The 23,333-nt window shown below is 41.3% G+C and carries 22 protein-coding genes and 1 riboswitch; of the genes, 19 read left to right on the forward strand and 3 right to left on the reverse strand.

The window, feature by feature from the left end; genetic code table 11:
• Nucleotides 1-6: 6 nt before the first annotated feature.
• The 3 genes from K6V48_RS07260 (at nt 7) to K6V48_RS07270 (ending at nt 2,411) form a co-directional block, all read left to right on the forward strand.
• The gene (locus tag K6V48_RS07260; RefSeq protein WP_222368783.1) at nt 7-714 is read left to right on the forward strand and encodes an MIP/aquaporin family protein; all 708 of its coding nucleotides are present in this window, start codon (nt 7-9) and stop codon (nt 712-714) included.
• A 131-nt stretch (nt 715-845) separates the two neighbouring features.
• Nucleotides 846-1,796, forward strand: a complete 951-nt coding sequence (locus K6V48_RS07265; RefSeq protein ID WP_222368785.1) for a VOC family protein — start codon at nt 846-848, stop codon at nt 1,794-1,796.
• A gap of 12 nt (nt 1,797-1,808) precedes the next feature.
• Complete coding sequence (locus K6V48_RS07270; RefSeq protein ID WP_261311073.1) at nt 1,809-2,411, forward strand: alpha/beta hydrolase; 603 nt, start codon at nt 1,809-1,811, stop codon at nt 2,409-2,411.
• A gap of 26 nt (nt 2,412-2,437) precedes the next feature.
• Here K6V48_RS07270 and pepF read toward each other — a convergent pair whose 3' ends face one another.
• Nucleotides 2,438-4,228 (reverse strand): oligoendopeptidase F, encoded by a 1,791-nt coding sequence (pepF, locus tag K6V48_RS07275; RefSeq protein ID WP_222368787.1) that lies wholly within the window; start codon nt 4,226-4,228, stop codon nt 2,438-2,440.
• Nucleotides 4,229-4,355: 127 nt separating this feature from the next.
• Here pepF and K6V48_RS07280 point away from each other — a divergent pair, with 127 nt between their 5' ends.
• The 10 genes from K6V48_RS07280 to K6V48_RS07325 all read left to right on the forward strand — a co-directional run bounded on the left by K6V48_RS07280 (nt 4,356) and on the right by K6V48_RS07325 (nt 15,882).
• Nucleotides 4,356-4,694 (forward strand): ATP cone domain-containing protein, encoded by a 339-nt coding sequence (locus K6V48_RS07280; protein ID WP_024391680.1) that lies wholly within the window; start codon nt 4,356-4,358, stop codon nt 4,692-4,694.
• Nucleotides 4,695-4,866: 172 nt separating this feature from the next.
• Nucleotides 4,867-6,234 (forward strand): H2O-forming NADH oxidase, encoded by a 1,368-nt coding sequence (gene nox, locus K6V48_RS07285; RefSeq protein WP_172084191.1) that lies wholly within the window; start codon nt 4,867-4,869, stop codon nt 6,232-6,234.
• 296 nt (nt 6,235-6,530) lie between these two features.
• Nucleotides 6,531-8,810 (forward strand): DNA helicase PcrA, encoded by a 2,280-nt coding sequence (pcrA, locus tag K6V48_RS07290; protein WP_222368789.1) that lies wholly within the window; start codon nt 6,531-6,533, stop codon nt 8,808-8,810.
• A 62-nt stretch (nt 8,811-8,872) separates the two neighbouring features.
• Nucleotides 8,873-8,962, forward strand: a riboswitch (TPP riboswitch).
• Between the two features lie 333 nt (nt 8,963-9,295).
• On the forward strand, nt 9,296-9,943 hold the full coding sequence (locus tag K6V48_RS07295) for an HAD family hydrolase (RefSeq protein ID WP_222368792.1): 648 nt from the start codon (nt 9,296-9,298) through the stop codon (nt 9,941-9,943).
• On the forward strand, nt 9,940-10,737 hold the full coding sequence (gene thiD / locus K6V48_RS07300) for a bifunctional hydroxymethylpyrimidine kinase/phosphomethylpyrimidine kinase (RefSeq protein ID WP_222368795.1): 798 nt from the start codon (nt 9,940-9,942) through the stop codon (nt 10,735-10,737). The genes K6V48_RS07295 and thiD overlap by 4 nt, the downstream gene beginning before the upstream one ends.
• A 4-nt stretch (nt 10,738-10,741) precedes the next feature.
• Nucleotides 10,742-11,527 carry a hydroxyethylthiazole kinase gene (gene thiM, locus K6V48_RS07305; protein WP_222368799.1) on the forward strand — a complete coding sequence of 262 codons (786 nt, stop codon included), beginning with the start codon at nt 10,742-10,744 and terminating at the stop codon, nt 11,525-11,527.
• The gene (thiE, locus tag K6V48_RS07310; RefSeq protein ID WP_222368801.1) at nt 11,520-12,164 is read left to right on the forward strand and encodes a thiamine phosphate synthase; all 645 of its coding nucleotides are present in this window, start codon (nt 11,520-11,522) and stop codon (nt 12,162-12,164) included. Before thiM ends, thiE begins: the two co-directional genes overlap by 8 nt.
• Before the next feature lie 370 nt (nt 12,165-12,534).
• Nucleotides 12,535-13,218 (forward strand): pyrimidine 5'-nucleotidase PynA, encoded by a 684-nt coding sequence (gene pynA / locus K6V48_RS07315; protein ID WP_222368802.1) that lies wholly within the window; start codon nt 12,535-12,537, stop codon nt 13,216-13,218.
• A gap of 52 nt (nt 13,219-13,270) precedes the next feature.
• Complete coding sequence (locus tag K6V48_RS07320; RefSeq protein ID WP_222368803.1) at nt 13,271-14,032, forward strand: CPBP family intramembrane glutamic endopeptidase; 762 nt, start codon at nt 13,271-13,273, stop codon at nt 14,030-14,032.
• Between the two features lie 279 nt (nt 14,033-14,311).
• Nucleotides 14,312-15,882 (forward strand): IS3 family transposase gene (locus tag K6V48_RS07325; protein WP_222368804.1). Its coding sequence is split into 2 segments (ribosomal slippage): nt 14,312-14,957 and nt 14,957-15,882, totalling 1,572 coding nucleotides; the frame shifts between segments, so codons are not numbered across the junction.
• Between the two features lie 62 nt (nt 15,883-15,944).
• On the opposite strand, the gene K6V48_RS07330 is transcribed toward K6V48_RS07325, so the two are convergent.
• A complete protein-coding gene (locus K6V48_RS07330) occupies nt 15,945-17,093 on the reverse strand; it encodes a cobalamin-independent methionine synthase II family protein (protein WP_024392636.1) in 1,149 nt (382 codons plus the stop codon).
• Nucleotides 17,094-17,295: 202 nt separating this feature from the next.
• Here K6V48_RS07330 and K6V48_RS07335 point away from each other — a divergent pair, with 202 nt between their 5' ends.
• The gene (locus tag K6V48_RS07335; RefSeq protein ID WP_172084225.1) at nt 17,296-18,462 is read left to right on the forward strand and encodes an MFS transporter; all 1,167 of its coding nucleotides are present in this window, start codon (nt 17,296-17,298) and stop codon (nt 18,460-18,462) included.
• Nucleotides 18,463-18,537: 75 nt separating this feature from the next.
• On the opposite strand, the gene K6V48_RS07340 is transcribed toward K6V48_RS07335, so the two are convergent.
• Nucleotides 18,538-18,708 carry a DUF3042 family protein gene (locus K6V48_RS07340; RefSeq protein ID WP_002941416.1) on the reverse strand — a complete coding sequence of 57 codons (171 nt, stop codon included), beginning with the start codon at nt 18,706-18,708 and terminating at the stop codon, nt 18,538-18,540.
• Between the two features lie 68 nt (nt 18,709-18,776).
• On the opposite strand from K6V48_RS07340, the gene miaA reads away from it, so the two are divergent.
• The 5 genes from miaA to K6V48_RS07365 are packed head-to-tail and all read left to right on the forward strand — an operon-like array spanning nt 18,777 to nt 23,204.
• Entirely contained in the window at nt 18,777-19,661 is an 885-nt protein-coding gene (miaA, locus tag K6V48_RS07345) for a tRNA (adenosine(37)-N6)-dimethylallyltransferase MiaA (protein ID WP_222368805.1), read from the forward strand.
• The gene (gene hflX / locus K6V48_RS07350; protein ID WP_024392633.1) at nt 19,654-20,904 is read left to right on the forward strand and encodes a GTPase HflX; all 1,251 of its coding nucleotides are present in this window, start codon (nt 19,654-19,656) and stop codon (nt 20,902-20,904) included. Before miaA ends, hflX begins: the two co-directional genes overlap by 8 nt.
• Nucleotides 20,888-21,523 carry a cystathionine beta-lyase gene (locus tag K6V48_RS07355; protein WP_024392632.1) on the forward strand — a complete coding sequence of 212 codons (636 nt, stop codon included), beginning with the start codon at nt 20,888-20,890 and terminating at the stop codon, nt 21,521-21,523. Before hflX ends, K6V48_RS07355 begins: the two co-directional genes overlap by 17 nt.
• The gene (rnz, locus tag K6V48_RS07360) at nt 21,523-22,452 is read left to right on the forward strand and encodes a ribonuclease Z (protein WP_172006601.1); all 930 of its coding nucleotides are present in this window, start codon (nt 21,523-21,525) and stop codon (nt 22,450-22,452) included. Before K6V48_RS07355 ends, rnz begins: the two co-directional genes overlap by 1 nt.
• Complete coding sequence (locus K6V48_RS07365) at nt 22,449-23,204, forward strand: SDR family NAD(P)-dependent oxidoreductase (RefSeq protein ID WP_222368806.1); 756 nt, start codon at nt 22,449-22,451, stop codon at nt 23,202-23,204. Before rnz ends, K6V48_RS07365 begins: the two co-directional genes overlap by 4 nt.
• Nucleotides 23,205-23,333: the final 129 nt, after the last annotated feature.

A 23,333-nucleotide genomic window follows, 5' to 3' on the forward strand; every position in this document is an offset into this window, starting at 1 on the left:
TGCATGATGACAAATGAATTAATCAGTGAAGTGTTGGGAACCGCCTTACTTGTCTTACTAGGTAATGGTGTGGTAGCAGGAGTAGTACTAGATAAGAGTAAGGCCAAGGATGCTGGTTGGATTGTCATCACAATTGGTTGGGGTCTAGCAGTAGCCATGGCAGCTTTTGTGAGTGGTTTATTGGGACCTGCCCACCTCAATCCAGCTGTATCAATTGCCATGGCCTTTGCAGGAAATCTCCCATGGGCTTCTGTAGTTCCTTACATCCTTGTTCAATTTATCGGAGCCTTTATCGGAAGTATCTTGGTCTACCTCATGTACAAGGATCACTACGACGCTACTGAGGACAGAAGTGCTGTATTGGCAACTTTCTCTACTGGTCCTGCCATCCGCAACCTTGTTTCCAATACCATTAGCGAAGCAATCGGAACCTTTGTTTTGGTCTTGGGATTATTGGCTTTTGGACAGTATGATTTTCCAACAGGGCTTGGCACTTTAATCGTCGGCGGTTTGATTGTTTCACTCGGAGTTTCACTTGGTGGTCCGACAGGATATGCCCTAAACCCTGCGCGTGACCTTGGTCCTCGTATCATGCATGCCATTCTTCCATTGAAGCACAAGGGAGATTCGGATTGGGGTTATGCTTGGGTACCAGTAGTTGGTCCAATCATCGGAGGCTTGCTTGCGGCTGTCCTATATAGTCTCATTTTTTAAGAAGTATCCTTCTCTAATCAGCAATGATTAGGGAAGTTTTTTATTACTTGGCTGTCAATTGTGAGCAAAATAGTTTAAAATATCAATAACTAGTGATAAAATACTTGTATCATAATCAAAGAGGTATTCTTATGAACAATACAGGTATTCATCACATTTCAAGCTTGGTTGGAAATATTCATCAAGCCTATCATTTTTATCATCATATTCTAGGTTTGAAATTAACCTTAAAGACGGTGAATCAGGACGATTCTTCTATGTATCATTTGTTTTTTGGAGATGCAGAAGGTCGATTTGGAACGGAATTCACCATTTTTGATATGCCGACACTAGCTCGACAACGGGAGGGAGCAAATCGATTGGAAAGAACCATTTTTCTAGTTAAAGATTTTGCTGCCTTGGAATTTTGGCAGAAAAGATTGACAGAGTTTGAAGTGGAAAACGAAGGAATTCAGGCCTTTGGAAACGGGCATATCTTGAATTTTCAAGATGAGGATGGCCAGTTGCTTGGTTTGACCTACCATGAATCCATAGGAGAGATGCTACCGGTTGAGACCAAGGACATTCCTGCGGCTGCAGCAATTGTAGGCATAGCTGGCATACAAATGCGGGTTCGTGAAGAAAAAGCTCTAATTGAATTACTTGAGGACCGTTTTGGTTTTGTGGAAGAATATCGATATAAATACCAAGGACAAGAAGTGATTTCACTGGTATTTGATAACGAGTTTCAACACCGAGTGCAGGTAATTGTCGATAAGGAATCAAAAATCAGTGTAATCGGTGTTGGTGGCATACATCATGTAGCTTTCGGCGTGCTAGATGAATCTGATTTAGAAGAAATGGTTGACCATTTGAACCTTCAAAATCGTCCACATTCTGGTATTATCAATCGAGATTTCATTCATTCCTTGTACTTCCGAGCGCCCAATTATCTCATGTTTGAGGTTGCAACGATGACAGGAGAACGGAAAGCTCCAATGCCAAATCAATCATCCAAATTAGATGAAGTCGAGTTATTCTTGCCAAGTTTCTTTGAAGAAGACAGACAGGAAATTGAAAAAACTCTCTCCCAACGTTATTAGGAGAAAATTTGTATGGAATATCGCTTTATCAAAGGGACCAGTCCCCGTCTATTGGTCTTTTTCCATGGTACGGGCGTCAACAAGGAATCAATGCTCTTTCTCCGCCAACAGCTAGATCCAGAAGCTTTTGTCCTTTCCTTGGATGGAAGTTGGGGTCAAGGCAGGGAAAGGCGTTTCTTTGCCCCGCTGATCGATGGTCAACTGGATCTTGTCGATGTTGAAATGCGCTTGTCGGCTTTTCTGGATTTTTGGCAGGACTTAGACATTCAGCCCTACCAGCAGATTACCTTCGTTGGCTTTTCAAACGGTGCCAACTTCATCATGGGCTTGTTGACCAAACAGTCAAACCTGGCGGACAATTATATCTTGCTCCACCCTTCGGCCTTAGATTATGCTTTTCCTATGGAAAATAGCAGAGCCGAGATTTTATTTACAATGGGGCAGAATGACCAAATCGTCGACCAAGTCGCTCTTGAAAATCTTGTAGATGATTGGCAAGCGTCAGCTTTTCCCAGAGCCAACCTAGCTCGTTTTGACAAGGGACATTTTTTAAGTCAGGATGAATTGACCTATATCAAAAATTGGTATCAGGAAAAAACAAATGAAAAGACCTGAACAAATGTTCAAGCCTTTAAAAGTTATTAGATTAAGGATTCTAATTTGTCAACCAATGAACCAACATAGGCGATGGTTTCTTTGAGAGGTTGATCTGTTGAAACGTCAACACCAGCGTGTTGCGCAAGGTCTTGGGCAGAAAGACTTGCACCGAGTGACAAGGTTTCCAACCATTTTTCAACAACTTCTTCAGGATGTTCTTCCAATTGTTTTGCCATGGCTGTACCAATGGTCAAACCAGCTGAGTAGGTATATGGATACAAACCAATGTAGTAGTGCGGTTGACGCATCCAGATAAGACCTGCATCGTCACCGATTTCAAAGTCTTCACCCCAGAATTCCTTGATGATGTCTAGCTTGATTTGACAGAGAATGTCCCCATTTAGATATTCATCATTATCAAGGCGAGTGTAGACTTCGCGTTGGAAGGCAGCTTCAAGCAAGTGAGTCACCATGTTGTGGAAGTAGGTACGACTAATCAATTCACTAATCAAATAGGCTTGGAAACCAGGATCTTGATTGTTTTTCAAAAGGGTATTACATGTCAAGACCTCATTTGCAGTAGATGGCGCTTCGATGAAGTATAGTGATGGTTCATAGCTTAGCACACTTTGTTTCTTAGCCAATTGGAAATGACCAGCATGTCCTAATTCGTGAGCCAATACCAAGACCTCATTCATCAAACCTGTCCATGAAAGTAAGATGTAAGATGGTCCATCATATAAGGTTGCACAGAAGCCTCCTGTTGCCTTGCCTTCGTTTTGAGCAAAGTCAATCCAACGCTCATCAAATGATTGTTCAATCATTTTCACATAATCTTCACCAAGAATACCCAAGCAGTCAATCAAGAATTGTTTGGATTCTTCAGGAGTAATGCGTTGGTTATATTCAGAAGGCAGACTGATTTTCAAGTCAGCGTGTGTGATTTTATCCAAACCATGAGCCTTAGCAACCAATTTCACATAGCGACGCATGTGAGGGGCCAATTCTTTCATGATGACATCAATCTGACGGTCGAAGAGGTCGCGGGAGACATTTTGACTGTGCAAGAGGAAGTCGATCGTATTGTCAAAACCACGTAAGCGAGCTTCGATTTGTTCGTTTTTGATATGAGACAAATAAGTCGCAGCAGTTGTATTTTTGTATTTCTTCAAGGTTGAATAGAAGCCAGCAGCTGAATTGCGTCGGATTTCAGTATCATGGCTGAGTTCATAATCATTTTCAAAGAGCACATAGCTGTTTCCAAGTGTTTCACCATTGGCTTCAAAACTATCAAAGGTCATATCTTCAAACTTGGTCACACCGTAATTGTTATAAGGCTGACCAAATGTTGGTGCAAAGTTTGCAAGAAGCTCTTCTTGTAAAGGATGAAGCTGGTATGGTTTTTGACGAATAATATTTTGGATGTATGATTTCCACTGAGGTTGGTCAGCAATCACACTTTCCAATACATCTTGATCTAATAAACTCAGTTCTGTCTGTAAGAAAGACAATTTTGGAATTGTGTAGGCAATTGTCAAGTCAAAGTCATTTGACAAACTGGCTAATTCGGTGTTCATTTTATCAACTTCAAGCGGTAGGAAAGCGTAGTGTGATAATTTACTCTCTAAAATAGCTAAGCCTTCGTATTCTTTTAGAGCTGCCACAATGGTCTCAAGTGTTGTTAATTTTCCTTTGTAACTTACTTCAAAATTCTCAACTTGTTTTTTATAGGTTGCCAAGGCATCTTTATAGGCCAGATTATCTGGAAAAATCAGATTGGTATTCCAAGTAAGTTGAACGTCAATTTCATGACGCTTTGGCATTGCATTAGACATGGTATTCTCCTTTATATTGTAATATTGACATTATATCACAGAATGAAAAAAGAAACTTGACAAAACCGTGAAAAACCTAGATAATAGAAGTATGAAAGGGTTTACTGAAAACCAGAAAGGAGCTTTTATGCAAGTCATTAAACGTAGCGGAGAAATTGTTGAATTTGATCCAGAAAAAATTTATCAAGCTATTCTCAAGGCAGCCCAAACAGTTTATGTTATTGATGACACTTGGCGGAAGAATCTTGCTCAGGTAACCAAGAAAGTTGTGCTTGACTTGGAAGAAGCTCATACAGAGCGACCTACCATTAGTATGGTTCAATCTCAAGTTGAACATCGTTTGCTTGATGCGGGTTATATCTCAATTGCAGAACATTATATTTCTTATCGCTTGCAACGTGATTTGGAACGTAATGGTTATGCTGATAAGATTATTGTGCATTTGCGTTTTGAACAAGTACGTTAAGCTAAGACCTAGAGGAATCTAGGTTTTTTGCGTATCAATCGATACATATTTTTGCAAAAATCAATTAAATTTAAAAAATGTGATATTCTGAGCATATTTTTTGAAATCGGTAACATTCATATTGTATAATATAATTTGTAAAAAAATATATTTTCGAAAGTGAGATTTTACTATGTCTAAAATCGTTGTTGTCGGCGCTAACCATGCTGGTACTGCCGCAATCAAAACTATGTTAACAAATTATGGTCAAGAAAATGAAATCGTTGTATTTGACCAAAACTCAAACATTTCATTCTTGGGTTGTGGAATGGCTCTATGGATTGGTGAGCAAATTGCTGGTCCTGAAGGACTTTTCTACTCAAACAAAGAAGAGTTAGAAAGCTTGGGCGCAACAGTTTACATGGAGTCACCTGTTACAAACATTGACTATGATGCTAAAACTGTTACTGCGCTTGTAAATGGTCAAGAACATGTTGAATCATTTGACAAACTTCTTTTCGCAACAGGTTCACAACCTATCTTGCCACCAATCAAAGGCGCTGAAATTAAAGAAGGTTCTCTTGAATTTGAAGCAACTCTTGAAAACTTGCAATTTGTTAAATTGTACCAAAACTCAGCTGATGTTATCGAAAAATTGAAAAACAAAGACATCAACCGCGTAGCAGTTGTTGGTGCTGGTTACATCGGTGTTGAACTTGCGGAAGCATTCCAACGTAAAGGTAAAGAAGTAGTCCTTATCGATGTTGTTGATACATGTTTAGCTGGTTACTATGACCGCGACTTGTCAGACCTTATGGCTAAAAACATGGAAGACAATGGTATTCAACTTGCCTTTGGCGAAACTGTTAAAGAAGTTGCTGGTAATGGTAAAGTTGAAAAAATTATCACTGACAAGAACGAATACGATGTTGACATGGTTATCTTGGCTGTTGGTTTCCGTCCAAACACTGCATTTGCTGGTGAAGGAATTGAGCGTTTCCGCAATGGTGCCTTCCTTGTAAACAAACGCCAAGAAACTTCAATCCCAGGTGTTTATGCTATTGGTGACTGTGCAACAATCTACGATAACGCTACTGGCGATACAAGCTACATCGCATTGGCTTCAAACGCGGTCCGTACTGGTATCGTAGCAGCTCACAACATCTGTGGCACTGACCTTGAAGGTATCGGTGTACAAGGTTCTAACGGTATCTCTATCTACGGATTAAACCTTGTATCAACTGGTTTGACACTTGAAAAAGCTACTCGTCTTGGCTTTAACGCAGCAGTTACAGAAGTTACAGACAACCAAAAACCAGAATTCATGGAACATGGTAACTTCCCTGTAACTCTTAAAATTGTTTACGATAAAGATTCACGTCGTGTTCTTGGTGCACAAATGGCTGCTCGTGAAGATATTTCATTGGGTATCCACCTCTTCTCATTGGCAATCCAAGAAGGTGTAACAATCGAAAAATTGGCATTGACAGACTTGTTCTTCTTGCCACACTTCAACAAACCTTACAACTACATCACAGTAGCTGCCTTGGGTGCTAAATAATCAATTAATGTTGATAAATATGGCTCAGAGATGTTCTCTGGGCTTTTTTGGCTGTTCTCCATCATTTTGCACCTGCCTATCAAGAGTTTTTTTGGTATAATGGAGAGAATGATTATTAAGAACCTGCATTCACAGTGTAGCACTTTCATCTAAGCCTAGTTTTCCAGCTATTTATCGTTAGCTTTTTTCAAAATACAGTCAGTATTTCCTAAAAAAATTACCTTGATTAGCTATAAACGATCTCCTATTTGAAAGTGAATTACTTGTAAATACATGTTCTAGGAAAGTATGAGAAAATGAACCCATTATTAAACGGAATGAATGACAGACAGGCAGAAGCGGTGCAGACGACTGAAGGACCGCTTTTGATTATGGCAGGGGCTGGTTCGGGTAAGACGCGAGTTCTGACCCACCGTATCGCTTATTTGATTGATGAAAAAATGGTCAATCCTTGGAATATCTTAGCTATTACCTTTACGAATAAAGCGGCGCGTGAGATGAAGGAGCGGGCCTACGCCCTCAATCCTGCTACGCAAGATTGTTTGATAGCTACCTTCCACTCCATGTGTGTGCGGATTTTGCGTCGTGATGCTGACCATATAGGCTATAATCGCAATTTTACGATTGTCGACCCAGGTGAACAACGCACCCTTATGAAACGGATTTTGAAAAATCTTAATTTAGATCCGAAAAAGTGGAGTGAGCGTTCTATTTTAGGAACCATTTCCAATGCCAAAAATGATTTGATTGATGACAAGGCGTTTGAAGCCCAGGCAGGCGACCTATACACGCAGATTGTTGCTAAATGCTACACGGCTTACCAAAAGGAACTAAGACAGTCAGAGGCCGTTGACTTTGATGATTTGATCATGTTGACGCTCCGCCTTTTTGACCAAAATCCAGAGGTACTGACCTATTACCAGCAGAAATTCCAGTACATCCATGTCGATGAGTATCAGGATACCAACCATGCCCAGTACCAATTGGTCAAGCTCCTGGCATCACGTTTTAAGAATATCTGCGTGGTCGGAGATGCGGACCAGTCTATCTATGGTTGGCGAGGTGCGGATATGCAAAATATCCTGGACTTTGAAAAGGACTATCCAGAGAGCAAGGTTGTGCTTTTGGAGGAAAACTATCGTTCGACCAAGAACGTCTTGCAGGCTGCCAATGAGGTCATCGAAAACAACCGCAATCGCCGTCCGAAAAAACTCTGGACACAGAATGCCCAAGGGGATTTGATTACTTACTATCGTGCCAGAGATGAGAATGACGAGGCGATTTTTGTCGCAGGGCAGATTGACCAGTTGCACCGAGAAGGCAAGGCTTATAAGGATTTTGCAGTTCTCTACCGTACCAATGCCCAATCCCGTACCATTGAAGAAGCCCTGCTCAAATCTAATATCCCTTATACCATGGTTGGTGGCACCAAGTTCTACAGCCGTAAGGAAATCCGAGATGTGATTTCTTATTTGAATATCATCGCAAATCCATCGGATAATATTTCCTATGAACGCATTGTCAATGAGCCAAAACGTGGCGTTGGACCTGGTACGGTTGACAAACTCCGTGATTTTGCGACCAGCCATAGCATGTCCTTGCTAGAAGCTTCTCAGGATATTATGTTGTCACCAGTCAAGGGCAAGGCAGCGCAGGCAGTCTTTGACCTAGCCAATCTCCTCTATAATCTTCGTAATCAATTAGACAACTTGACGGTTACCCAAGTAGTCGAGACAGTATTGAATCAAACAGGCTATGTCGATGCCCTTGCAGCACAAAACACGTTGGAAGCAAATGCTCGAATTGAAAACATCCAGGAATTCCTTTCTGTTACCAAAAACTTTGACGAAAAGGATGCTGAGGAAGAAGAGACAGGTCTGGATCGCTTGACACGCTTCCTGCTTGATTTGGCACTGATTGCTGACACAGATGATGGCGATACAGAATCTTCAGAAGTGACTCTTATGACCCTCCATGCAGCCAAAGGTCTGGAATTTCCAGTCGTATTCCTGATTGGTATGGAGGAAAATGTCTTCCCACTTAGTCGTGCAGCAGAAGAAGAGGATGAATTGGAAGAAGAACGTCGTTTGGCTTACGTAGGTATCACACGGGCAGAACAGATTCTCTACTTGACAAATGCTAATTCACGCCTCCTTTTTGGTCGCAGTAATTACAACCAACCTAGCCGCTTTATACGTGAAATTTCCAGTGATCTCCTTGACTACCAAGGCCTCGCTCGTCCAGCCAATACTAGCTTTAAGGCTTCTTATGTCAATGGCAGAGCGACACAGTTTGGACAAGGCATGAGCTTGCAACAAGCCCTACAAAGTCGAAAAGCATCCGTACAACCATCAGCCAAGCTCGGAGGCACTATGCCCTTCGCATCAAGCAACCAATCGTCAAGCTCAGGCACCAACTGGTCAGTTGGTGACATCGCAGTACATAAGAAATGGGGTCGCGGAACAGTCCTTGAAGTATCAGGTTCAGGCAGCAATCAAGAACTCAAAATCAATTTCCCGGATATGGGACTCAAAAAAGTCTTGGCAAGCTTAGCGCCGATAAGTAAAGAAGATTAAATATAGTTAAAAAATAATTGCAGTAAGCTCGAAAATATGATAAAGTATTTTTGTAAAATTGAATAGAACATTTGGGGTGCCAAGAGGCTGAGATTATACCCATCGAACCTGATGCAGTTAGGACTGCCGAAGGGAAATGTGTATCAACAAATTTTGTTGACGAGTACTATATTTGTATTCTAGTATAGAATACTATATTTACTGGTCATCAATCATCGTAGGTGTAACTCCATTTGATAAACCATCAGATGGAGTTTTTTCTATAGTCGAATGAAGAGCTTTCAGAAAAAGGAACTGAGTGCAGGTAGCTTGACCAGCCTAGAGGCTATAGTACGTTGGAAATATGACATGCGCAACAAGTCACTTTCGTAGAGTTCGGCAAGGCGAAACTGATGATAAAGCTAATACAATTAATAGTATTTTCACAAATACCCTTAGCCCTTTCAATTTACATTTTCAACGAGAAAAAGAGAAAGGAGATATAGATGAACAAAATGGTCATTTGGTTTGACCTTGATGGCGTTATTTTTGATTCCTATGAGGTCTGGGACCTGGTGGTTCAAGGGATTTTGAAACATCACGGAGTTGCGTATACCCAGCAGATAAGGGAAGAACTTTGGCGGATTCCAATGGAAGATGTTAACGCGTATTTATTGCAACTTGTGGAGAATTCCTTAGATGAGAATGAACTTGAAAGGCAAAAACTGAATCAACTGCAATCACTATATAGAGATATTTCCTTGATGGATGGTGTGCATGAACTTTTATATACATTGAAGGCAAAAGGTGCAGTCATGTACGCAGTCACTTCAAACTATCTGGAGCTGGCTGAACTAGGATTGTCATCCCATCATCTATCTAACTATTTTGTGAAACTATTTAGCAGTTTGGATCTGTTTGGAAGCGATAAAAATAGGGAGTTTTACCAATTCATCCTACATCAGGAACGGATAGATCCAGCCAATATTGTAATGGTTGAGGATAATATGAACAATCTTCGTATTGGACACGAGTTAGGAATAGCGGGAGTTTATATAGAACATCCAAATTCCCCTTTTTCTGATGAGAATACAGGTATAGTTAGCATCAAGCAATTAAGTGAATTAATACCAATTTTGGAGGATAGAAAATGACATCTTTACATGTAGCATTATCAATAGCAGGAACAGATCCGACAGGCGGAGCAGGTATTATGGCTGATTTGAAGAGCTTTCAGGCTAGATCAGTTTATGGTATGGCAGTCGTAACGAGTGTCGTTGCTCAAAATACCAAAGGGGTGCAACTAATTCGTCATCTTGATCAGGAAATTTTAGAAGAACAATTGAAAAGTGTCTCTCAGGACATTGTTCCAGATGCAATAAAAACTGGAATGTTAGCCCAAGTCGAGACCATAGAGCTCGTCGCAAGCTATCTTGCAAAACAGAAGTGTCCATATATCTTGGATCCTGTTATGGTCGCAACGAGTGGAGACCGTTTGATTGAAGAGGATGCAATCCAAGCGCTGAAAACAAAATTACTGCCCCTTGCTACCATCATTACACCGAATCTACCGGAAGCAGAAGTTCTAGTCGGTAGAACACTGAAAAGTGAAAATGACATCATGAATGCGGGCCGTTGGATTCGGAAAGAACTTGGGGTAAAAAATGTGGTCATTAAGGGTGGACATCTGGCAAAGGTGGCATCTGACTACTTATTTTTAGAAGATGGTGAGATTAGTGTCATCAGTGCAGCACGTATTTCTACGAACCATACCCATGGTACAGGTTGTACCTACGCGGCAGTCATTACTGCAGAGTTAGCGAAAGGTCGGACAGTAGCACAAGCAGTCGAAACCGCCAAACGATTTATTACAGAAGCAATTCAGACTGCTCCAGAACTGGGTCATGGAAATGGTCCTGTCAATCATACCACCTACAGAGGAGAGTAACTAGATGTATTTGGAAAAATTACGTAGTCAAAATCCCTTGACCATTTGTATTACGAATGATGTAGTCAAAAATTTTACAGCCAATGGCTTACTTGCTCTCGGTGCCTCCCCTGCGATGAGCGAGTATCCAGAAGATTTGGAGGATCTACTTCCCTATGCAAAAGGCTTATTGATTAATACAGGGACCTTGACCAATGAAACTTGGGAACTATACAAATCTGCCTTGGATATTGCTGAGAAATATGGTGTACCTACTGTCTTAGATCCTGTCGCGGCAGGTGCTGGTGCCTATCGCAAGAAAGTTTCCTTGGATCTGTTACATCATCATACTATTTCACTCGTTCGTGGGAATGCAGGAGAAATTGCAGCCTTGATTGGTGAAAGTATTGAAACGAAAGGGGTAGATTCTGCTCAGATTGACAATGTTGCTGAACTAGCTCTCAGAGCCAACCAACAATTAGGAATTCCTGTTGTGATTACAGGAAAAAAAGATGCTGTCGCTGTGAATCATCAGGTTCGGATTTTAGAAAATGGTAGTGAGTTAATGCCACTAGTGACAGGGACAGGATGCCTACTGGGAGCAGTTCTGGCTGCCTCTATTCACCTGGCTGATGAGGATTCATTATTGGATTGTTTGGAAGAGGTCCTATCGGCTTATTCGATCGCTGGAGAAATGGCAGAGCAGAAAACCTCACTACCAGGAACCTTCCAGATTGAGTTTATAAATAGCCTCTATGCAATCCAATCCGAAGAGGTTGAAGAAAATAAAAAGGTCATTCAGTATGAATAGAAAAATCCTTCAAGTTTACTTTATTTGTGGCACGACAGATTGTCCAAAAGGCAAATTTTTGGATGTACTGGAAAAGGCATTGCAGGCAGGAATCACTTGTTTTCAATTTCGTGAAAAAGGTGAGCAAGGTTTAACAGGGGCTGATAAACTACTGTTGGCAAAACAAGTTCAATACCTGTGTCACCGCTATCAGGTTCCATTAATCATTAATGATGACGTTGAGTTAGCACGTGCCATTGATGCTGATGGAATACACCTTGGTCAGGCAGATTTGTCAGTAGTAGCAGCGAGACAGCTCTTCCCAGGGAAAATAATTGGACTATCAGTTGGAACAAAAGAAGAATACCTCAATTCGCCTATTGAACTAGTAGATTATATCGGAAGTGGACCTGTTTTTCCTACTCTATCTAAAGATGATGCTAGCCCAGCCATTGGAATGGATGGATTAAAGCAACTAAGGAAACTCAATTCCGATATTCCCATGGTTGCGATAGGAGGGTTATCTGCTAAAGATTGCAAGGAAGTTCTCCAAGCAGGTGCAGATGGCATAGCTGTTATCTCAGTCATTTCCCATGCTGAAGACCCCTACAAAGCGACCAAGATATTGGTGGATGGGATGCAAGCAATGTCTGTCTAAATTATTGAAAAAAATATATTATGGGGCAGTGAGATTAAAATGGGGAGTTGAATCCTCTTTTTGTGTTACTTGCGAACATGGACGAGTGATTTACTGTGTAAAGTTGCTAAATTTTTAGGTATAATATGGAACTGTTGAACAGCAGATATGAAGATATTAAAAAGTTAGGAAAAAACTTCATACACAACACAATTTATTAGTTAAGAAAAGCTCTAAAACGTTGATTTTTCAGCATTTATAGAGCTTTTTATTTTTAAACTGATAAACTTGAGTCAAACCAGTTGAACTGAATCTATATAGAATTTTTTATTTCCTAAAAATGTTACAATTCTGTGATATAATATGCTCAATAAGTAAAAGGAGTTCACAATTGCACTACAAACATTTATTATTCGATCTTGACCATACTCTTCTTGATTTTAGTCGGGGGGAGGAGGTGGCTCTGACACAGTTTTTGACTTCGATGGAGGTTGAGGATATTCAAGCTTTTAAAGAAGTCTATCGTCCGCTCAATCGGGGCATGTGGAAGGATTTAGAAAAAGGCTTGATCACAAAGAAAGAGTTGATCAACACTCGTTTTTCACGGACCTTTGCTCACTTTGGTCGTCAGGTTGATGGGACGGAGATGGCTTTGCGATACCAAGAGTTTATAGGACGGCAGGGACAAATTTTTGCAGGAGCGGATAAGCTATTGCAAGAGCTGACCGAGCGTGGGTATCAGATTTATGCGGCGACCAACGGTGTGACCTATATTCAGGAAAATCGCTTGCTTCACTCGCCCATCCAACCTTATTTTAAAGAAGTATTTATTTCAGAACAGATGGGGACGCAAAAGCCTTCGGCGGATTTTTATGAAAAAATAGCAGAGCAGATTGCAGGTTTTCAATTTGAACAAGCATTGATGATTGGAGACAGCTTAACTGCAGATATCCAAGGTGGGAATAATGCTGGTATGGATACTGTTTGGTATAATCCTTCTAACCTGATAAACAATAGTAAGGCCATTCCGACCTATACAATTCACAGTTATCAAGAATTACTAGAAATGTTATAAAATCGACTATTTCCATCTAAATGGTTGAGAAAAGTGTAGCAAAGGAGAAAGTGTGAAGAGAATATTGAAAGCTATTCGACCCCAAAAATCACTGAAAGTATTAAACTGGCTAGATGTGTTTGTCCTGACTGCAATCTTATTTGGCAATGCAATTTATACCTCGACCATGCAATGGATTGCATCTTTTTCTGCGACAGAAGTAGTGGAAAATGGAGTACAAAGCTTTACCGCAGCAGACAATTGGTGGGCATTGACCAATCAAGGAAAACTGTTTTTGTTTGCCTTGGTTTATTTGCTGATTCGGAATTATGATTTCAAGCAACTAAAGGTAAAATTAGAATGGACCGTTTTACTCTGGGGACCACTGATTTTTATCGGTGCTGGTTTGATTAGTGACTTGGCATTTACAGCCTTTTCTTACCTTCCAGGGATTTCTGGAGGATATAACTATCTCGGATATCTCCCTTATTATAATTGGGATATCATGACGGTGATAAATCGCTTCTTAGCGGTTGATTATAGTACAGTTGTTTATGCTTTGTTTAATGGCTTTTACGAAGAATTCTTTTTCCTAGGTTTATTGTTGAGTACTGACACAAAGAAACGCTCTCTCGTATTGCTTTTTTCAACCATTGTCCGAACTTCATTCCATACCTATCAAGGATTGGTTTCAGCCTTAGTAATAGGTGTGCCTTTTGGTTTGTTTTACTATTATATGTATAGAAAGAAAAATGATAATCTCATGCCTTACTTCCTAGGACATGCTCTGGCAGATATGGTTGGCACTAGCTTCCTGTCCCTATTTATTGGGTAGTATAGTCATTTGAATTAGCTTTGATACTTCGTCACTTTCGTCTTGCCGTACTCTACGAAAGTGACTTGTTTCTCAAGTCTCATTTCCAACCTAGAACAGCCTTTAGGCTGTTCTAGCAACCTGCGCCTCGGTTCCTTGTCTGAAAGCTAATTCATTCGACTATAAATAGCATTCTTCGAATAATGAAAATCCCATGGAATTCCTCTTTGATATACTCCCCTTATAGTGGACAGTGAAAAAACAAAAATTTTCACTAGAAACTATAAAGGGAGTTTTATCATGTCCAAAAGAAGTCCAAAATCTGTCTCTGAGAAACTAGAACTTGTTCTACTTCACTCGGAAGAAGGGAAATCAATTAGTTGGTTAGCTAGGCGCCATGGTGTGTCTAACGACACTCTATCAAACTGGGTTCGGAAATACAAAGAAGCTGGTGTTGAGGGGCTAGAGGAAAGCCGTCGCTGGATGAAGTATAGTAAGGAACTAAAGGAACAAGCTGTTTCCGACTATCTTGATGGTTTGGGAAGTCTCAAAGATCTGACCAAAAAATATGGAATTTCTGACCCTCGTGTTCTCAGATCATGGATAAAAAGTTATACTAGTGGTAAAGAATTGAAAGCTACTAGTAGAGGAATGAGTCGCATGAAACAAGGACGCAAGACAACATTTGACGAACGGGTTGAGATTGTCAATTTTACCCTTGCCCACGAGAAAGATTACCAAGGGGCTGTTGAGAAGTATGGTGTTTCCTACCAACAGGTATATTCTTGGGTCAGAAAGTTCGAAAAGGAGGGTTCTAACGGCCTCCTAGACCGTCGTGGAAAAGGTCTGGAAAGCAAGCCTAATCTGACTCCAGAAGAAGAGTTACGCCTAAAAATCAAGCAACAGGAAGAACGGATTAAGTATCTTGAAATGGAGAACGGCCTGCTAAAAAAGTTAGAAGAAATCAAGCGACGAAACCGATGGTAAGACTAGGTCGCCACTTGGAATCCTTCCAAGCGATTAAAGAATATGCGGAAGAACAGAAAGAGGCTTCTATCAGCCACTTGTGCCGTATTCTAAAGGTATCTCGCTCAGGCTACTATAAGTGGTTACAACACCAGGAAACAGCTTCTGAACAGGAAAATTTAGGATTGATGAATGTCATCAAGGAACTTCATAGCCAACATAATGGTATTCTTGGTTATCGTCGTATGACGCTATTTGTCAATCGCAAGCTTGGAACAAGCTGCAACAAGAAACGGATTCGACGATTGATGCACATTTTAGGCATTCGTTCCATTATCAGAAGAGCTAAGGGCTACTGTACCAAGACCAGCTTTGTCAATGTAGAATACAACATTCTCAACCGTGATTTTACAGCTACTGCCCCCAATCAGAAATGGTGTACAGATGTGACTTTCTTGAAGTACGGTCTCAGTTGTAAGGCCTATTTGAGTGCTATTAAGGACCTCTACGACGGCTCAATTGTCGCTTATGTGGTCGGTCAGTTGAATGATAATGAATTGGTATTAGAAACACTTCGTAAAGCCCGAAAAGCTAATCCTGAAGCGACACCATTGATTCACAGCGACCGAGGTTCGCAATATACTTCGAAAGATTATTACCGTTTAACGACCAAGTATCAGATGACCCGCTCCATGTCTCGTGTTGGTAAGTGTATTGACAACGCACCAATTGAGAGCTTCTTTGGGCACTTTAAGACGGAGTGCTATGATTTGAAGAAGTATAAGACTTTTGAGGAGCTGGTGTCAGATATTGATGCCTACATCTATTTTTATAATCATCAACGATTTCAAGAACGCAACAACGGCCTTGCCCCTCTTGAAATGAGGAACAAGGCCGTCGCCTAATCATTTATTATTTCATTGTCCACTTGACAGGGAGCTGTTCACTTTGTTCCATGGGATTTTTATTATTCGTTCCAGAATTTGCTTGCAATATCTTGACCTTGTTTGATTTTAGCCCATTGTTGTGGAATGGCCAATTCATTACCAGAGTCACATGAAGCAAAACCGCATTGGTGAGAGAGGTAAAGACGTTCTTTAGGGATGATTTTACTAGCTTCTTCTAATAGTTTATAGACACGCTCTTCATCATCTAAATCGGTTGTCTTACTTGACAGAAGACCAAGAACAACTTCTGCATTTTTATCGCGTAAGCTTTCTAAGGCTTTCAAATCACCTGCACGCTCATCATCCCATTCAAGGAAGAAGCGGTCGTAGTGCTGATCACGCAAGAATTTTTCAGCGATTGCCTCATAAGTCCCACCAGCGGCATGACGACTTTCGTAGTTACCACGGCAGTTGTGAGTCCAGACAGTAAGACCAAGTGAATGTGCATAGTCAACGACTTCATTATTTATATTGACAAAGGCATCTGCTAAATCAGCTAGTCCTGCATTGCCTTCAGCAAAGAAACTTGCAGGATTACTTTCATCAAAAAGTTCCCAGAGACAGTCGTCGAACTGAATAATGGTGCCACCAGCAGTTTTATAGTCATCAAGGAATTCTTTATAAGCTTGAATGAGACCGTTTTTTAAATCATCGGCAGTTGCATATACTTGACCTTCGCCATACAATCCATCAAAAACAGCAAGTTCAGTGTAGGCATGAGCTGGGCCCCATACAGTCAATTTTGTTTGCGTATCTTCAGCTAGCTCACTCACTTTTTTAAAGATTTCAATAAAGTGGTGGTTCTTACCAGATAATTCTTCAGTGATGCGGATACCTATGTCTTTTCTTGTTTCAAAGTGACCGCCATCATGGTCTTTAAAGGTATATCCATGATCAGCAATATACCGTTCAATACCTTTCAAGCCCCATACAAAGTCAAGGTGCCACATAGATTTAGAATATTCTCCGTCAGTTAGGATATCAATTCCTTTTTCTTTTTGTTCCTTTACGATTGATTCGATGGCTACTGTTTCAGTTTCTTGATATCCAGAGAAGTCACTATAAAAAGGATAATGGATATCATCTCTATGTTCGATTTGTGTCTTGTAGTCACGCAATTCTGCTGGACGTAGAAGGGAACCCACTAGTTGAAATCTTGATGTTGTCATTTGTAAATCTCTCTTTCACTTATTACTGAACTAATTCTACCCCAGTTTGCTTTATTTGAAAAATAGTTATTTTGAGTCAAAAGATATAGTTGTTCGCTATATCTCATTTTTAGATTTCTAAAATGCTTTTTCTGGGGGCAGAACTATGGTATAATTTTCTTTGCAGAAAACCGAACGTTTGGAAAAAGTTTAGGGGAGAAAAATGAAAAAACACTTCAGTTTTATTTTATTAGGGATTATGATGTTAGGTGTGGTAATGAGGGCACCCTTTACAGCCTTGCCAGCAGTCCTCACAGATATTGCCTCTGGGTTGGGTGTTGAAGTGAGTTCACTCGGCATTTTAACTTCGATTCCCTTGATCATGTTTGCACTATGTTCATCAATAGCGCCACGTATGGCGGCAAAATTTGGCTTGGAACGTTTAATGGCCATTGTACTTGTGGTTATGGTTATTGGTTCTGGATTGAGGGTCTTCAACCTCCAAACACTTTTCATCGGTACCATGATGATCGGAGCTAGTATCGCATTTATTAATGTCTTGTTGCCTAGCTTGGTTGCTGCTAATTTCCCGCATAAGATTGGGCTTTATACAACCATCTACATTACTCTGATGGGGATTGCCGGAACAGTCGCGTCAATGGTTGCAGTACCAATTGTTTCAGCTACTTCTTGGAAATTTTTTATTTATTTGATCACTGGAGTCATCCTCTTAGCTTTACTTATCTGGTTACCAAATGTGAAGAACAATCATATGTTTGTGACTGGCAACCAATCAGAGAAAACAAGTTCTCTATGGAAAAATAAGGCTGCCATTGCCTTTCTTATTTTTGGTGGGTTGCAATCCGTCTTGTTCTACACAGAAGTCACTTGGTTACCAACCATTTCGCAATCTATTGGATTTTCAAAAGCAGAAGCAGGATTGATGTCTGGGATTTATAACTTGGCCGCCATACCAATGTCTTCAATCATTACAACTCTACTTTCGCGTCAGACGAAAGAATCTCGCAGGAACATCATGCTCCTCATCTCTTTGATTACATTAGTGGGCTTGGCCCTTATGGTAATCACTCCAAAAAACTTTTTTGCTTGGACAATTATTCATATCGTACTCAGTGTTTCCAATGCATCACTCTTTCCATATATGATGCTCAGCTTTACCATGAAAACCAGTAACAGTCAGGCAACAGCTCGCTTATCAGGTATGGTACAAACAGGTGGCTACTTAATTGCAGCATTTGGTCCAGGTCTCTTAGGCTACAGTTTTCCAATTTTTGGTAGTTGGTTACCCTTAATTCTATCATTGGCTACTGTAACCTTGTTGATGATGTGGACGATTGTATTGATTGAAAAAGAAGATATCATCATTTAGTCACAACTTCCCACAAGTCTCTTGATTATTTGGGGATTTAATAAAAACAAAAAAAGCTGGACATTTGCCAGCTTTTTAATGTGCCACACGGCGACGTGCAGCTTTTTTACGATTTTCCTCAATGAAAGCTTCTTTCTTTTCTTCTGGTTCAATGATTGTTTTATGAACGGTGAAGACTGCGCCTGCTGCAAGAGCGACTGTAGAAAGAACACCTGTCAAGAAACCTTTGCCAAAACCTTTAGCCATAGTGAATTCTCCTTTACTTGTGTTATAATAGATTTTAGCGAAAAAACAAAATATTTTCAAGGAAAAAGATGAAAACTAAAGTTATTGTGGTCATTGGACCGACAGCGGTAGGAAAAACTGCCCTTGGCATAGACTTGGCCCAGCGCTACAATGGAGAAATTATCAGCGGTGATAGCCAGCAAGTCTATCGCAAACTGGATATCGGTACAGCAAAAGCTAGCCCTGAAGAGCAGGCTGCTGCGGTTCATCACTTGATTGATGTCCGAGAGGTGACCGATGGCTATTCGGCTTATGAATTTGTAGCAGAAGCCAAGGCTTTGATTGCAGACATTACCAGTCGTGGTAAGTTGCCTATTATCGTTGGAGGAACTGGGCTTTACATTCAGAGCTTGCTTGAAGGCTACCATCTAGGCGGGCTGGTTGACCAAGAGCAAGTTCTTGCTTATCGGGCGGAACTCGACTGCTTGTCTGACGAGGATTTGGAAACAATGGCAGAGCAGGCAGGTTTGATGGTCGAGGGAAACAGTCGACGGAGAATCATTCGTGGGTTGGAGTTGAAAAAATTTGGCAAAAACTTAGAAAATACAGAGTCAGAATATGAGCCTCTTTACATCTGCCTGACGGATGACAGACAGGTTCTTTACGACCGCATCAATCAGCGAGTGGATAAGATGATGGCGGCGGGCTTACTAGATGAAGTTAGCTGGCTCTACCAAGAACACCCAGAAGCCCAAGCTGCTATGGGAATTGGCTACAAGGAGTTTTTCCCCTACTTAGCAGGTCAAATCAGCCTAGAAGAAGCAGTTGATAAGGTCAAGCAAAATAGCCGCCGCTTTGCCAAACGCCAATTGACCTGGTTCAGAAATCGGATGCAGGTTCCCTTTTATTCAGTAGGCGAGCCAGATTACAAGTCGCAGATTTTCACTGCCGTGGAGGAATTTTTAAATGATTGAAACGCAGAAAGAACAAGAACGCGCCCTCCTGGTTGGAGTGGAATTACAGCAGACAGATAATTTTGACATGTCCATGGAGGAGTTGGCAAGTCTTGCCAAGACGGCTGGCGCTCTGGTAAAGGGAGTCTACACTCAAAAACGTGAAAAATACGACAGCAAGACCTTTGTTGGCTCAGGGAAATTGGATGAAATTGCCCAGATGGTCGAAGCTGACGAGATTGATACCGTCATTGTCAATAACCGACTGACGCCCCGTCAGAATGTCAATTTGGAGGAGATTCTGGGGGTTAAGGTCATCGACCGGATGCAGTTGATCTTGGATATTTTTGCCATGCGGGCACGGAGTCACGAGGGAAAACTGCAGGTCCACTTGGCCCAGCTCAAGTACATGTTGCCACGCTTGGTTGGACAAGGTATCATGCTTAGCCGTCAGGCAGGTGGTATCGGCTCTCGTGGACCAGGTGAAAGCCAGTTGGAGCTTAACCGTCGGAGTATCCGCAATCAAATTCATGACATCGAACGCCAACTCAAAACGGTGGAGAAGAACCGAGCGACTGTCCGTGAACGCCGTCTGCAATCAGGCGTCTTCAAAATCGGTTTGATTGGCTACACCAACGCTGGCAAGTCCACGATTATGAATGCCATGACGGATAAGCGACAGTACGAGGCGGACGAACTCTTTGCCACACTTGATGCCACGACCAAGCAGATAAACTTGGCGGACAAGTTCAACGTGACCCTGACTGACACGGTTGGTTTTATTCAGGATCTGCCGACTGAGTTGATTTCAGCATTCAAGTCCACCTTGGAGGAGTCCATGAATGTGGACCTCCTGCTCCATGTCATCGACGCCTCTGACCCCAATCACAGTGAGCAGGAGCAGGTGGTCTTAGATATTCTCAAGGACTTGGATATGCTGGACATTCCTCGTCTGGCCCTTTACAACAAGCTGGACAAGACCGATGACAGCTTTACCCCTAGTCAGTTTCCGCATGTCATGCTGTCCGCTAAAGATGAAAATGCCAAAGGCCATATTCAGATGATGGTCTTGGCCAAGATTAAGACTATGTTTGAACGATTTGAGGTCAGGGTTCCACTTGCTGAATCTTATAAATTGCATGATTTAGCAACACTTGCCCTGATAGAAAATCGGACCTATGAAGAGGATGTGGAAGTGGTATCAGGCTATATCGCTTCCGCTAATAAATGGAAGTTGGAAGAATTTTATGACGGATTATCTTGATTTGGCAACCAAATACGGTGGTTTTACCAGTCTGGACAAGGTCTATCTGGCGAAAAAATTAGCTGGTATGACTGACCAACAAAAACTAGATTTTATCACGCCACCGCCTTCAGTTATCAACGCTTATTTTGCGGAAATCTACCAGAAACAAGGAGCAGAAGAGGCGACGGACTACTATCTGACACTTTCTCAGCAGCTCTGCCTTTTTCCAAAAGAACCCAGCTTTGAAGAAGACAAGCCTTTTGTCCGCCTGAATTTATCAGGCAAGTCTTTCGGATTTGCCTATGTGTCAGCAGACGGTCTGGCTCAAGTTTTTTCGGAAGGAGAAGTGGAGATCACTGAAGGTCTGCTCTTTGAGATAGCTCAGGTCTTTCCCCATTATGTCGTTTTTGTAGAAGACGGCAAGATTTTCATGGAGACCAATGCCTTTGATGAGCGTCAGTTGCAAGATGAGGAAACAGATTTTCTGCTAACAGAGGTGGCTAGCTCGGCTGACTTGGTCAAAATTTCGGGTCTCAATCAGGAGGAAGTTGTAGAAGTAGCGGATGGTTATTCAGGTCAGCGCTATTTTGCCTGGTCGGGTCGCTCAGCTATAATTTATCGATTAGAAAGTAAATAATGCAAATTCAATTTTTAGGTACAGGGGCTGGTCAGCCCTCGAAGGCCCGTAATGTGTCCAGTTTGGCCTTAAAACTTTTGGACGAAATCAATCAGATTTGGCTTTTTGATTGTGGCGAAGGAACTCAAAATCAGATTTTGGAAACGACTATTCGTCCTCGAAAAGTTGCTAAAATTTTCATAACACATTTACATGGTGATCACATTTTTGGTTTGCCAGGTTTTTTATCCAGCCGTTCGTTTCAATCGAGTGAGGAACAAACAGATATTGATATTTACGGTCCTGTGGGTATTCGATCCTTTGTTTTGGCTAGTCTGAAAGCGTCTGGTTCACGCTTACCTTATCGCATTCATTTTCATGAGTTTGATGTTGATACAGTCGGTCAGGTTCTAGAATCAGACAAATTCACGGTATTCGCCGAAAAGCTGGACCATACCATTCCTTGTGTCGGCTACCGTGTCATCCAAAAGGATTTGGATGGGACCTTGGATGCAGAGGCTCTGCGCGCGGCGGGTGTACCATTTGGCCCCCTCTTTGGAAAAATAAAAAATGGTCAGAATGTGACACTTGAGGATGGGACTGAAATTATCGCTAGTGACTATATTTCCCCTCCAAGGCCTGGTAAGGTAGTGACGATTTTAGGGGATACGCGTAAGTGTCATGCCAGTGTGCGTCTAGCGGTTAATGCTGATGTGCTGGTGCATGAGTCAACCTATGGTAAAGGTGATGAGCAGATTGCTCGTAAGCATGGGCATTCAACCAATATGGAAGCGGCTCAAGTAGCTAAGGACGCTGGTGTCAAGCGACTCTTACTCAATCATATCAGTCCGCGCTTTTTGTCCAAGGATATCAGCCAATTGCGCAATGATGCGAGAACTATATTTGAACAGGTCCATATCGTTAAAGATTTAGAGGAAATAGAACTATGAGAACCATTTTAATAACTGGGGCATCTGGTGGTCTAGTACAGGAAATGATTCCTTTGCTGAAAGATGATTTCTTGATTTTGTTGGGGCGAGATGTAGAGAAGATAGAGCAGCTCTATGCCTATCATGAAAAAAAGGCAGTTTTTAATGTGGATATTCGAGACGAAGCTGCATTAATTGCATTTTTTGAAGGATTAGATAGCCAGTTTGGTCAAATCGATATTTTAGTCAATAATGCAGGCTATGCAATTTATGATGACTTTGAAAATTTTTCAAGTCAGCAGGTTCAAGCTATGTTTGACATCAATACTTTTGCTCTGATGACCATGTGCCGTTTAGTAGGTAAACGGATGAAGGCTAGAAGGAGCGGGCAAATCATTAATATTGTTTCGATGTCAGGTCTAATCGCTTCAAGCAAGTCATCGGTTTATTCGGCGACCAAGTTTGCGGCTATGGGATTTTCAAATACCATTCGCTTGGAGTTGGCCCAGTATGGTGTGACAGTAACAACTGTTAACCCAGGACCTATTGCGACTGGCTTTTTCGATCAAGCAGATCCTGATGGAAGCTATCAAGAAAGTGTCAAAGCCTTTCTCTTGCAGCCTGACTATGTTGCTAAGAAAATTGTGGCTGCCATGGGGACGAAGAAGCGTGATATCAATTTACCGTGGTCACTAGCTGCAGCTCATAAACTCTATACTCTTTTCCCAAGAATATCAGATTACTTGGCCAGTACAGTATTTAATTTAAAATAAGCATAGAAAAAACGCTGAATTCTTGTTCGGCGTTTTAACCATCTTTCAAATCGTGAAGTCATATTCTTTACATATTATACCTGATGAGCACTAGATAAAAAGATTTCTTCTTTATCAGCAAAATCTGTA

Source organism: Streptococcus suis (genome assembly GCF_019794555.1).
GTDB classification, from domain to species: Bacteria; Bacillota; Bacilli; order Lactobacillales; family Streptococcaceae; genus Streptococcus; species Streptococcus suis_AB.